This is a genomic window from Neobacillus sp. GCM10023253 (genome assembly GCF_042653105.1).
Taxonomy (GTDB): Bacteria; Bacillota; Bacilli; order Bacillales; family Cytobacillaceae; genus Neobacillus; species Neobacillus citreus.
Genome location: NZ_JBHSHV010000028.1, coordinates 210,938 through 222,963, shown reverse-complemented (window position 1 = coordinate 222,963; position 12,026 = coordinate 210,938). Strand labels below are relative to the sequence as shown.

General features: G+C 41.8%; 12 protein-coding genes. 9 read left to right on the top strand and 3 right to left on the bottom strand.

What is annotated here, in order from left to right; all coding sequences use genetic code 11:
• Positions 1 to 22 precede the first annotated feature (22 nt).
• The gene (locus tag ACFPA1_RS26305; protein ID WP_378587418.1) at positions 23 to 1,465 is read left to right on the top strand and encodes a glycoside hydrolase family 1 protein; all 1,443 of its coding nucleotides are present in this window, start codon (positions 23 to 25) and stop codon (positions 1,463 to 1,465) included.
• Positions 1,466 to 1,514: 49 nt separating this feature from the next.
• On the opposite strand, the gene ACFPA1_RS26300 is transcribed toward ACFPA1_RS26305, so the two are convergent.
• Both ACFPA1_RS26300 and ACFPA1_RS26295 read right to left on the bottom strand, forming a co-directional pair.
• Positions 1,515 to 1,829 carry a DMT family transporter gene (locus ACFPA1_RS26300; protein ID WP_378587415.1) on the bottom strand — a complete coding sequence of 105 codons (315 nt, stop codon included), beginning with the start codon at positions 1,827 to 1,829 and terminating at the stop codon, positions 1,515 to 1,517.
• A gap of 1 nt (position 1,830) precedes the next feature.
• Positions 1,831 to 2,190, bottom strand: coding sequence for a DMT family transporter (locus ACFPA1_RS26295; protein WP_378587412.1), 360 nt, complete (start codon positions 2,188 to 2,190; stop codon positions 1,831 to 1,833).
• Positions 2,191 to 2,397: 207 nt separating this feature from the next.
• Between ACFPA1_RS26295 and ACFPA1_RS26290 the strand changes: the two genes are divergently transcribed.
• The 8 genes from ACFPA1_RS26290 to ACFPA1_RS26255 all read left to right on the top strand — a co-directional run bounded on the left by ACFPA1_RS26290 (position 2,398) and on the right by ACFPA1_RS26255 (position 11,199).
• Entirely contained in the window at positions 2,398 to 2,790 is a 393-nt protein-coding gene (locus ACFPA1_RS26290) for a globin (protein ID WP_378587409.1), read from the top strand.
• A 102-nt stretch (positions 2,791 to 2,892) separates the two neighbouring features.
• Positions 2,893 to 3,039: a hypothetical protein gene (locus ACFPA1_RS26285; RefSeq protein WP_378587407.1), complete on the top strand. Its 147-nt coding sequence runs from the start codon at positions 2,893 to 2,895 to the stop codon at positions 3,037 to 3,039.
• Between the two features lie 108 nt (positions 3,040 to 3,147).
• The gene (locus ACFPA1_RS26280; protein WP_378587405.1) at positions 3,148 to 4,815 is read left to right on the top strand and encodes a glycoside hydrolase family 13 protein; all 1,668 of its coding nucleotides are present in this window, start codon (positions 3,148 to 3,150) and stop codon (positions 4,813 to 4,815) included.
• 455 nt (positions 4,816 to 5,270) lie between these two features.
• Positions 5,271 to 6,575 (top strand): ABC transporter substrate-binding protein, encoded by a 1,305-nt coding sequence (locus ACFPA1_RS26275; protein WP_378587866.1) that lies wholly within the window; start codon positions 5,271 to 5,273, stop codon positions 6,573 to 6,575.
• A gap of 180 nt (positions 6,576 to 6,755) precedes the next feature.
• The gene (locus ACFPA1_RS26270) at positions 6,756 to 7,616 is read left to right on the top strand and encodes a carbohydrate ABC transporter permease (protein WP_213146749.1); all 861 of its coding nucleotides are present in this window, start codon (positions 6,756 to 6,758) and stop codon (positions 7,614 to 7,616) included.
• Complete coding sequence (locus ACFPA1_RS26265; RefSeq protein ID WP_213146453.1) at positions 7,616 to 8,428, top strand: carbohydrate ABC transporter permease; 813 nt, start codon at positions 7,616 to 7,618, stop codon at positions 8,426 to 8,428. Before ACFPA1_RS26270 ends, ACFPA1_RS26265 begins: the two co-directional genes overlap by 1 nt.
• Positions 8,429 to 8,479: 51 nt before the next feature.
• Positions 8,480 to 9,499, top strand: coding sequence for a LacI family DNA-binding transcriptional regulator (locus ACFPA1_RS26260; protein ID WP_378587402.1), 1,020 nt, complete (start codon positions 8,480 to 8,482; stop codon positions 9,497 to 9,499).
• A gap of 41 nt (positions 9,500 to 9,540) precedes the next feature.
• The gene (locus ACFPA1_RS26255; RefSeq protein WP_378587399.1) at positions 9,541 to 11,199 is read left to right on the top strand and encodes a glycoside hydrolase family 13 protein; all 1,659 of its coding nucleotides are present in this window, start codon (positions 9,541 to 9,543) and stop codon (positions 11,197 to 11,199) included.
• Between the two features lie 44 nt (positions 11,200 to 11,243).
• On the opposite strand, the gene ACFPA1_RS26250 is transcribed toward ACFPA1_RS26255, so the two are convergent.
• On the bottom strand, positions 11,244 to 11,756 hold the full coding sequence (locus ACFPA1_RS26250; RefSeq protein ID WP_213146456.1) for a DoxX family membrane protein: 513 nt from the start codon (positions 11,754 to 11,756) through the stop codon (positions 11,244 to 11,246).
• Positions 11,757 to 12,026: the final 270 nt, after the last annotated feature.

Below are 12,026 nucleotides of genomic sequence, written 5' to 3'. Positions count from 1 at the left end.
TAAAGAAAAGGATGATTTTTTAATGGAACGTAATCAACAAAGTTTCCCCGAAGGATTTCTATGGGGCGGCGCAACTGCTGCCAATCAAATAGAAGGCGGATTTCGAGAAGGCAATAAAGGTTTGAATATCTCTGATGTTCTACCTGGGGGGAAAGAGCGGCTTAAAATATTGATGTCACCTGGATTTAACTTTGAAATTGACCATGAGAAGTATAGGTACCCAAACCATGAAGCGATTGATTTTTACCATCGTTACAAGGAAGATATCGCTTTGTTTGCGGAAATGGGCTTCAAAGTATTTCGGATGTCGATTGCGTGGACGAGAATTTTTCCAAATGGTGATGAGCTAGAACCGAATGAAGCGGGTTTGGCTTTTTATGACCGGGTCTTTGATGAATTACATAAGTACGGAATTGAGCCCGTAGTGACCATCTCGCACTATGAAATGCCGCTGCATTTGGTCAAAGAATACGGAGGCTGGAGAAGCCGTCAGGTGGTTACTTTCTTTGAAAGATATGCAACGGCGCTTTTTAATCGCTATAAGGATAAAGTGAAATATTGGATGACCTTTAATGAAATTAATGGTGCCTTAAAGATGCCAATCATGAGTATGGGCTTCTCTCCTCGAAACGAAGAAGTCCGATACCAACAGACCTTCCAGGCATTTCACCATCAATTTGTGGCCAGTGCGATAGCCGTAAAAGCCTGTAAGCAAATCATTCCAGATGCAAAAATTAGCTGTATGATCCTGTTTGCACCTGTTTATTCCTACGATAGTAATCCGGAAAATGTCCTCTTTGCCTTAAAAGAAGAGGAACTGTTCAATTATTTTTGCGCAGATGTTCATGTGCGCGGCGAGTACCCAGCCTTCATTCAGCGCTTCTTTAAAGAGCATAGTGTTGAACTTGAGATTCAGGATGGGGACTTGGAATTAATCAAAGAAGGAACGGTAGATTATATTGGCTTAAGCTATTACATGTCCCGTACTGATAAAAAAGTAAAGGCTGAAGAGGAAAAGGCAAATGGAAATATTGTCGGAGGAGTGAAGAACCCATTCCTGAAAGCAAGCGATTGGGGTTGGGAGATTGACCCTGTCGGTTTGCGGATCAGCTTAAACAGGCTGTATGGAAGATACCAGGTGCCGCTATTTGTTGTCGAAAATGGGTTAGGGGCGTATGACCAAGTGGAGGAAGACGGTACCATCAACGATAATCACCGGATTGATTACCTCCGTGAACATATCAAAGCCATGGGAGAGGCAATTGAAGATGGAGTAGAGCTAATGGGCTATACAAGCTGGGGCTGTATCGACCTGGTCAGTATGTCAACTGGTCAAATGTCCAAGCGCTACGGCTTTATCTATGTCGATAAACACGATGACGGCAGCGGAACATTAGAGCGCAAACCTAAAAAGTCATATCATTGGTATAAAAATGTCATTGCTACCAATGGGGAGCAATTATAACAATAAAAAATCGGTATCTTATTAGGTACCGATTTTTTTACGTATAACATTAAGCTAGTGACCTTAGCCCAATCACACCAACGATAATCAAACCGACACTGACAAACCTCCCTATGTTTTTCGATTCATCGAACAAAAACATATTTATCAAAACCGCTCCAGCTGTGCCAATCCCAATCCAAACCGCATAAGCGATGCTGACCTGTAAATATTGAAAAGAGGTATATAAAAAGCCAAAGGAGGCACTGAACCCGCCAATATAGAGCACGCCATTTCTCAATGTTTTCTGCTGACTGTACAATTTTAACCCGCCGGCACCAATAATCTCACTTACACTTGCCAAAACGACAAATAACCACCCCACCTCAGGCAGCCTCCTTTGCCGTTTCTTTTTTCCCATCCGTGTTGTCCGCCAAATTCAAACCAATCACACCAAGCACAATAATCGCGATAAACAAAAGCTTGCCGCTGCTGAATCCTTCCCCAAAAAGGAAGACATCCATCATAACGGTCCCAATCGTCCCAACACCGGAAAAAACGGCATAAACTGTTCCAGTCGGCAATTCTTTGCAGGCTTCCGGTAGAAAGTGAAAATCGGTAAAAATAATCGCGATGACGATTGCCCACTGCCACCAGGTTTCAGCGACATTAAAGCCATATACCCACATTAATTCAAATAAACAAGTTAAAGCTACAAATAACCAAGCTTTTTTCAATCGTCTCACCTCATGAAAGCCAGCTTTTTTACAAGCTAGCTTAACCTATAGTATATTAGGATATCACAATCGCTAAAAAAATTGATTCAAACCGAATTAAACACAATGGGAAATTGTGTATTCGTTAGAAAGTGTGATATAAATCACGAAACACCGTCAGGTAAATCAGTATAATAATAAAAACAGGGAAAATTTTGCAGAGGAAGGTGTAGAACTTTGGAATACCAACTAAAAACACTTTATTCGGAAATCGGCGGCCAAGAGACGATTGATAAACTGGTGGAAGCTTTCTATCCGCGCGTCTATGCCGATCCTGATTTAGCTCCATTATTTGAAGGGGATATGGAAGAAATCAAACGGAAGCAGAAAATGTTCCTGCCGCAATTTACAGGCGGTCCGGCACTCTACAGCCAGGAATTCGGCCCTCCTGCAATGCAACACCGCCATCTCCCATTCGAAGTGACACCCAAACGGGCGAAATGCTGGCTTCGCTGCATGAAGGAAGCTTTCCAAGAAATCGGTCTTGACCAGATCCCAGCAGGACAGGCATTCTATGACCGCTTAACACAAGTAGCCGGCATTATGGTGAATAGCCCTGACCATGAATAAATCGTGAAGATCCTCATCAACACAGAGGATCTTTTTTATCCCAAATCATCCTGCATAGTTTTATTGATAAAAGAAATGATAGAAATTGGAGGTGCTTGAAAAATGGCAAAGAAAAACACTCCCAATTCAATCCCCTACAGTATTTGGGATACCAAATTAGATAATGAACAAATAAAAATGAACGAAAAAATTGCTGAATCAATGAAAGGCAGTATTGCAGAACAAAAATCAACGGAGCAACAGGATTAACAGGCAAAAAGCAGCCATTCGGTTGCTTTTATTTTGTATTGGCAGCCCTTTCAAAATGAGACCGTTGTGTTATGATGTAGGTGTTATTGAAGGGAAGGAGCAGCAAAAATGAATACAACTGACCAATGGTGGAAAAAAAGCGTCGTTTATCAAATCTATCCGCGCAGCTTCCGTGATTTGAACGGGGATGGAATTGGAGACCTTCCGGGGATTATTGAAAAACTGGATTATCTAAAATTACTAGGTGTCGATATCATCTGGCTGAGTCCGATCTATGATTCGCCCAACGATGATAACGGCTATGATATCCGGAACTATCAGGAAATCATGAACGAATTTGGAACGATGGCTGATTTTGACCGGCTTCTTGAAGAAATTCATAAGCGGGATATGAAGTTAATGATGGACCTAGTCGTCAATCATACTTCTGATGAACATGAGTGGTTTGTCCAATCGAAACAATCTAAGGACAATCCTTATCGTGATTACTATATTTGGCGGGAAGGCAAGGACGGAAAAGAACCTAATAACTGGGGGTCTTTTTTCAGCGGCCCGGCCTGGGGATACGATGAGGCGACGAATGAATATTATTTGCACCTTTTTTCAAAAAAACAGCCCGACTTAAATTGGGAAAACCCAAAGGTTCGCCAAGAGGTTTACCAGATGATGAAGTTCTGGCTGGAAAAGGGTGTCGACGGCTTCCGGATGGATGTCATCAACATGATTTCCAAAGCTCCAGGGCTTCCGGATGGAGTGCAGCATAGCGGGCAATTATTTGGTGACGGCGCTCCTTATTTTATGAATGGCCCAAGAATTCATGAGTTTTTACAAGAAATGAATAAAGAAGTATTGTCCCAGTACCCAACCATCTCAGTCGGGGAAATGCCTGGAACCACTCCAGAGGATGCAGTTCTTTATACGAATCCAAACCGCCGTGAAGTGAACATGATTTTTACGTTTGAGCATATGGACCTTGACAGCGCACCCGGTGGAAAGTGGAATCTTAAGCCTTTAAATCTCCTCGATTTAAAAGAAAACTTGGCCAAATGGCAAACAGCTATACATAACAGGGGCTGGAACAGCCTGTACTGGAACAATCACGATCAGCCTCGGATTGTCTCGCGTTTTGGCAATGACGAAGAATATCGGGTGGAATCAGCAAAAATGCTGGCCGCGTGCCTGCACTTTATGCAAGGAACACCTTATATTTACCAAGGCGAGGAAATCGGCATGACCAATGTGAAATTCAAATCTTTTGAAGATTACCGTGATATTGAGACGATTAATATGTACAATGAACGGACATCTCAAGGATATTCCCATGAGGAAATCATGGCCTCCATTTATGCAAAGGGAAGGGATAATGCTAGAACCCCGATACAATGGGATGATTCGGAACATGCAGGCTTCACCACGGGAACCCCTTGGATTAAGGTGAACCCGAGGTATCAAGAAGTAAATGTGAAGAATGCTCTAGATGATAAGAATTCTATATTTTATTTTTATCAAAAATTAATCGCCTTAAGAAAGGAACTGGACATCATTGTCGAAGGTGATTTTCAATTGCTGCTTGAAGACCACCCCGAATTGTTTGCTTATGAACGTAAATGGAAAGAAGAATGCGTGATTGTTATTTGCAATTTTGGGGATAAGGACGTGGCTATAGAGAATGAACTTGTGACAAGAATTTCTGATTACAACGTCATTCTTTCAAATTACGAAGGCTCAAACATAGAAAAACTCCGGCCATTTGAAGTAGTCGTTTTAACACGCTAATTAACCAGGGGCCTGAACCCGAACTGTCCTGATAAAGAGTGGGGATCCAGGCTCTGCAAAAAAATGTTTGCACATTTAGCCCAGAAGTGTTAATATGAATCTACCGATTAGTGCAAACGTTTTCACTAATTGCTACATAATGAGATAGGGGGTCTAAATAGACAAAGGCTGTTATACGCAGTTAAATTGAATTGTTGCCTGCTAGATTTATTATGTTTTTTTGCACTTTTGCGCAAACGATTTCGCAAAATAGTATTTTGATAGATGACAATTTCGACTTTCCTTTAACAAAGTAGTTAGATTTTTTACTATACGGAATTGTGCAAACGATTTCGCAAATCTTTACTAGAGTAACAGAAGTCGTATCTGTCAATACTACCAACATCTCTGTCAATATGGTAGCTGCGCAAAAGACGATGGACCAAAAATTATTATGCAAAGCATGGGGGTAAATGATGAACAAGAAAAAGTTATTTTCCGGCATAGGTGCAGGGGTTTTATCGCTAAGCCTTCTTTTAACTGGCTGTGGAAACGCTGATAAGGGCTCTTCCAACGAAAGTTCAAAAGGCAATGTGACAATTGATGTTTTCCAATTTAAGGTTGAATTTAAAAAGCAATTTGAAACAGTTGCTAAAAAATATGAGCAAGAACACAAGGGTGTAAAAATCAACATCACGACTGTTGGCGGCGGTGAAGATTATGGTGCGGCCCTTAAATCCAAATTTGCTTCCGGCAAAGAACCAGCCATCTATAACATTGGCGGTCCGCAGGACGTAGAAGATTGGCAGAAGAAACTTGCTGACCTTTCTGATACTGAAGCATCAAAAGCTGCCCTAAAAGGTACTCTTGACGGAGTATCAAAGGACGGAAAAATTCTTGGTTTACCGTACAACCAAGAGGGCTACGGTTTGATTTACAACAAAGCTGTATTTGAAAAAGCAGGCATTGATGCAAAATCAATCAAAAGTTATGCTGACCTAGAAAAAGCAGTTAAAACATTAGATTCCAAGAAAAAAGAACTTGGACTTGATGCGGTATTTGCTCTTCCTGGAAAAGAAACTTGGGTAACTGGTCTTCACTTATCCAATGCGTTCCTTGCTCCGGAATTTGATAACAACGTATTAAACGCATATAACGCGAAAAAGGTTGACTTCAAATACGGCGATGCATTCAAGAAAGTACTTGATCTGCAAAATGATTATTCTGTACAGCCAACTGTAAGCTTAGATTACTCTAAGCAGGTTGAAGAATTGTTCTCCCTGCAAAAAGTGGCATTGATCCAGCAAGGTAACTGGGTATATGGCTCTATCGAAGGCATTGACAAGGAATTTGCCCAAAAAGGCATCGGCATCCTGCCAATCCCTGTTGAAGGCTACAAAGAAGATGCGATTCCTGTAGGGATTCCAATGTACTGGGGCGTAAACAGCAACAAGGACAAAGCAACTGTTGCTGAAGCGAAGAAATTCCTAGACTGGCTATATACTTCTGACGAAGGTAAAGCAGCGGTTATCAACGATTTTAAATTTATCCCTGCTTATGATGGCTTTGATGCATCAAAAATCAGCGATCCGCTTTCAAAAGAAATTTATCAATATGCCCAAGATGGCAAAACAATCGGCTGGACATTCATGGGTTACCCAACTGGCTGGGGACAAAACGAGCTTGGCGTACAAATCCAGAAATACTTGAGCAAAGAAGCTAAGTGGGAAGATGTTGTGAAAGCTACTCAAGCAGCCTGGGAGAAATCCAGAAATAAATAATCAATGAACGCTGAGGCGTTGTTCTAACACAAATTTATAATGGGTCCTTAACAAAAGGACCCATTATTGTTTGAGAGACAAGCGGCTGGTTCGTAAGGAAGCTTCCCCTTATCAATCAGCCCCTTTTCTCTCATTATAAAACGAGAGATAGAGATTATTGCTTGGAGGTTTTTTACCATGATGCGTACTCGGGATTTATCCTATTGGCTATTTTTAGCACCGGTTCTGTTGGCCTTATCTATGGTTGTGATCGTCCCGCTGGTATTTGGTATATATTATTCTTTTACTAATTGGAACGGAATCGAAGTGGGCAGTTTCGTCGGCCTTGAGAATTATTTGGCCATTTTGGATGATAAGGAATTTTTAGATTCCATGTGGTTTACCGTGAAATTTTCAGTGGTTTCCATTATTCTGATTAACCTTTTTGGCTTATCTTTAGCCCTTATTGTCACTTCAAAAATTAAATCCAATAAGTTCTTAAGAACGATTTTCTTTATGCCAAACTTAATTGGCGGCTTGATTCTTGGTTTTATCTGGCAGTTTATTTTCATTAAAGTGTTTGCTGGAATTGGTTCAGTGTTTGGAATTCAAAGTTTAGAAGGCTGGCTTTCTACGACACAAACAGGTTTCTGGGGACTTGTCATTTTAATGAGCTGGCAGATGTCCGGATACATTATGGTCATCTACATTGCCTATTTGGAAGGTGTGCCTGGTGAATTGATAGAAGCAGCAGAAATTGACGGAGCAAGTCCATTCCAACGTCTCCGCTACATTATTTTCCCATTAGTTGCACCTGCTTTTACAGTCAGCATGTTCCTGACTTTGTCCAATACGTTCAAGCTTTACGACCAAAACCTATCGCTTACTGGCGGAGGACCATATAACTCCACACAAATGGTGGCAATGGAAATTTTTAAAACGGCCTTTACTGAAAGTGAAATGGCGTATGCGCAGGCAAAAGCGGTTATTTTCTTTGTGATTGTTGCTGTCATTTCCTTAACACAGGTATACATCAATAAGAAGAGGGAGGTTGAAATGTAATGAGGAAAAATAAATGGCCCATTGAGATCCTAGGTATTATATTAGGTCTTATCTGGCTCTCTCCCTTCTACTTAATGATTGTGAACTCCTTTAAAACAAAGCGTGAAATGTTCGAGGATACACTAAAGCTTCCGGCAGGCTTTAACTTCGATAACTATATCGAAGCCTTTACGGAGCTCAATTTTCTTCAAACTTTCATGAATTCCGTGTTGATTACAGTAGTCAGCGTACTGGTGATCATTGTTTTTTCATCGATGGCAGCATATGCTTTATCGCGGAATAAAAGCAAAATCAGTAGTTTTATATTCTTCCTGTTTGTTGCAGCAATGCTGATCCCGTTCCAATCAGTTATGATTCCATTGGTGACGATATTCGGGAAATTAGAAATGTTAAACCGGGCTGGCATTATCTTTATGTACCTCGGATTTGGCGCCAGTTTATCGATCTTTTTATATCATGGTACATTAAATAGCATTCCTAAATCATTGGATGAAGCGGCAACTATTGACGGAGCTAACCGCTTCCAAATCTTCTGGTATATCATCTTCCCAATGTTAAAACCGATTACGGTCACCGTTGCGATTTTAAATACGATCTGGATTTGGAATGACTACCTGCTTCCATCCTTGGTTATTAACCAGGAAGGGATGGAGACGATTCCGCTCAAGATGTTCTTCTTCTTTGGAGAGTATACGAAGCAGTGGCATCTGGCCCTTGCCGGACTAACCATTGCGATTATTCCAGTCATCATCGCTTATTTCTTTGCCCAGCGAGAAATTATTAAAGGGATTTCCGAAGGTGCAGTTAAATAACAAATTTACTATATAATAGAAGCAAACTTTATTGGCTTAGGGGGAAGAACTGTGGTAACGATTAAGGATGTAGCAAAGGCAGCTAATGTGGCGCCCTCAACGGTTTCTCGGGTGATAGCCAACAATCCGAGAATCAGTGAGAAGACTAAGAGGCGTGTGAAAGAGGTCATGGAGGAATTAGGATACTATCCTAATTTGCAAGCAAGAAGTCTGGCCGCCAAAAGCACCCAAACGATTGGTGTCATTATGCCGAACTCAGCCTATCATGCTTTCCGCAACCCGTTCTTCCCTGAAGTCTTACGAGGAATCAGCATGAATGCCCATGACAGCAGATACGGGATTTACCTTTCCACAGGTTCAACGGAGGAGGAGATTCACGAGGAAGTGCTGTCGATGGTAAATGGGAGACGGGTCGATGGGATTGTCATGTTATATTCACGGGTTAATGATCGCACCATGCAGTACCTTGCGGAAATAGACTTCCCATTTACCGTAGTGGGCCGGCCAAGCACCTATGAAGAACGAATTACGTATGTTGACAACGATAATATTTTTATAACTAATCAGGTGACAAAATATTTAATTGACCTTGGTCATAAAAACATTGCCTTCGTGGGCGGGAATTTGGACTTTGTTGTCGCTCATGACCGTTTAAATGGTTATCGAATGGCTTTAACAGAAGCGGGTCTTCCCGTAAATGAAGCCTATTTGGTTCATGAAAGGTTTGTTAATGAAAATGGACGGGATGCCATTCAATCTTTGATCAATTTGGAAGTGCAGCCAACTGCATTTGTCACCCAGGACGATTTAATGGCGTATGAAATCATCAGCCACTTGGATGCTTTGAACATCCGGGTGCCAGAAGATATTTCGATTATCAGCTTTAATAACCTTTCATTATCGGAGCACTCGAAGCCTCCATTAACGTCAGTGGATATCGGCACCTTTCAACTGGGCCAGGTGGCAACGCAATGTTTAATTGAAAAAATTGAACACCAAGACACCCTGCCAAAACGCATCACCATACCGACGAAGTTGATTGAACGGAAATCCTGCGCCCCCAAAAGCTAACTACTAACAAGTATTACAAATAGAAAGTCAGTGAGGAAGATATGAATAAATTATGGTGGAAAGAAGCGGTGGCCTATCAAATATACCCGCGCAGCTTTATGGATTCGAACGGTGACGGGATTGGCGATATCCAGGGGATCATCACGAAGCTTGATTACCTTAAGGATTTAGGAATCGACGTCATCTGGGTCTGCCCAATGTTCGAGTCACCAAATGATGATAACGGCTACGATATCAGCAATTATCAGGAAATCATGAAAGAGTTTGGAACGATGGAGGATTTTGATTTGCTTTTACAAGAAACCCACCGCCGAGGGATGAAGCTAATCCTTGATTTAGTCATCAACCACACGAGCGATGAACACCCATGGTTTGTTGAATCCCGCGCCTCTAAGGACGATCCGAAGCGCGACTGGTATATTTGGCGCGACGGTAAGGGCGGAAAGGAACCGAATAACTGGGAAAGCATTTTTTCCGGGCCTGCTTGGGAATATGATGAAACAACTGACCAATATTACATGCACCTTTTCTCAAAAAAACAGCCTGACCTTAATTGGGAAAATGAAGAGGTCCGCCAAGCCCTCTATCAAACAGTAAATTGGTGGCTTGATAAAGGGATTGACGGATTCCGCGTCGATGCCATCAGCCATATCAAAAAGGAAGCCGGCCTCCCCGACATGCCGAATCCAAAGGGGCTTCCCTTCGTTCCGTGCTTTGAAAAAATGATGAACGTGACCGGGATACACGATTTTCTTCAGGAGTTAAAGGAAGAGACGTTCTCCAAATATGACATTATGACGGTTGGTGAAGCAAATGGTGTCACCGCTGATGATGCTAAGGACGTTGAGCTTTGGGTCGGGGAACAGCAGGGCAAATTCAACATGATTTTTCAATTCGAGCACCTTGCCCTTTGGGATGCTGAGGTAAAAAAAGAACTGGATATAGTAGAATTTAAGGATGTCCTGTCGCGCTGGCAGAAAGGGCTGGAAGGGAGCGGCTGGAATGCCCTTTTTATTGAAAACCACGACAAGGCCCGCGTAGTCTCCACCTGGGGAAATGATAAGGAATACTGGCGGGAAAGTGCCACTGCCTTTGCTGCGACTTATTTTCTGATGCAGGGGACGCCATTTATTTATCAAGGCCAGGAAATCGGCATGACTAACGTCCGCTTTGATTCCATTGAGGATTATGATGATGTGTCGGCAAAAAATATGTACCGCTTGAAACGCGCGGATGGTGTACCACATGAGGACATCATGGAGATAATCTGGGCGAGCGGCCGCGATAATTCCCGGACGCCGATGCAGTGGTCAAATGAAGTAAATGCTGGATTTAGCGTCGGAACCCCATGGCTAAAGGTCAATCCAAATTATCGCAAAATCAATGTGGCGGCACAAGAACACGACCAGGACTCCATATTGAATTTTTACAAAAAAATGATCCGTTTGAAAAAGGCCAATGAAGTGTTTACGTATGGCACGTATGATTTACTTTTGGCAAAAGACCCACAAATATTTGCCTACACCAGAACACTTGGCAAGGAAAAGGTGCTGGTAATTGCCAACCTTTCAGATAGGAAGGCAAAGGTAAAAGGAGTTAACTTTGAAAATAGCTCCTTGCTGCTTCATAATTATGAAGTTCCAAAAACGAGCGAACCAATTTTAAAACCATATGAAACAAGGGTATATCGCTTGAAATAAAAAAAGACGATTCGGAAAGCCGAATCGTCTTTTTGCTTAAGTTGTTACACTGTTACTTTTGGTTTATCAGCTGCATTCTTTTTGCCAATCTTTCTAAGGAATGGTACTACCCAATAATCTAAACCAAATCGTCCTGCGTTATAGCCGGCTGCTAGAATGATAAAGCCAAGGAAGATGTCAGTAGGGTTATGAGATACAGTTCCGGCTAGGAAGAAGGCGAAGTTCATCACAAGACCGAAGAACATAGCTGCAGTTGTCAAACATCCAAGCATCAATCCAAGACCAACCAACATTTCACCCCAAGGGACGATAAAGTTGAAGAGATCTACGTTTGGCAGGGCCACACCTTTTAAGAAATCTACATACCAGCCGTAAACAACAGCTCCATCTGGACCTTTTACAGGGTTTGCTGTCACTCCTTTTAAGAATCCTGCTGCATCGAAGCCGCCTGTTAATTTATGAAGACCTGCTGTGAACCAAGCGTAACCAAGGTATAAGCGGATAACAAGTAAGATGGCTGCGGAGACTTTGTTCTCCCTTAAGAATTTGTTAAACATAACTCATTCCACCTTTCAAAATTTATTTGTTTCTTTCTACTTCCAATATATAGAATTTTTCAGTAAAAAACATGGCTATAGTAATAAGTTCAAAGTTTGTTCGAAATGTTTTGACAGTTCCTTGAACGGTACAAAATTCAAAGCGGATGCCCGCATTTTTTACCATTGGAAACGCCGCCATCTTTGCTGTAACAACAATTGTAAAGTTAGATGTTTTTTGTTATTTTAAAATTAATGATTTTCGAAGCGAAAAAAGGGGAAAGAACGTTG

Bases quoted from the DNA above. Each gene is read 5' to 3' on its own strand.
- ACFPA1_RS26250 (WP_213146456.1), bottom strand. From the start codon at position 11,756: ATGTTTAACAAATTCTTAAGGGAGAACAAAGTCTCCGCAGCCATCTTA.
- ACFPA1_RS26285 (WP_378587407.1), top strand. From the start codon at position 2,893: ATGGCAAAGAAAAACACTCCCAATTCAATCCCCTACAGTATTTGGGAT.
- ACFPA1_RS26270 (WP_213146749.1), top strand. From the start codon at position 6,756: ATGCGTACTCGGGATTTATCCTATTGGCTATTTTTAGCACCGGTTCTG.
- ACFPA1_RS26265 (WP_213146453.1), top strand. From the start codon at position 7,616: ATGAGGAAAAATAAATGGCCCATTGAGATCCTAGGTATTATATTAGGT.
- ACFPA1_RS26275 (WP_378587866.1), top strand. From the start codon at position 5,271: ATGAACAAGAAAAAGTTATTTTCCGGCATAGGTGCAGGGGTTTTATCG.
- ACFPA1_RS26280 (WP_378587405.1), top strand. From the start codon at position 3,148: ATGAATACAACTGACCAATGGTGGAAAAAAAGCGTCGTTTATCAAATC.
- ACFPA1_RS26255 (WP_378587399.1), top strand. From the start codon at position 9,541: ATGAATAAATTATGGTGGAAAGAAGCGGTGGCCTATCAAATATACCCG.
- ACFPA1_RS26305 (WP_378587418.1), top strand. From the start codon at position 23: ATGGAACGTAATCAACAAAGTTTCCCCGAAGGATTTCTATGGGGCGGC.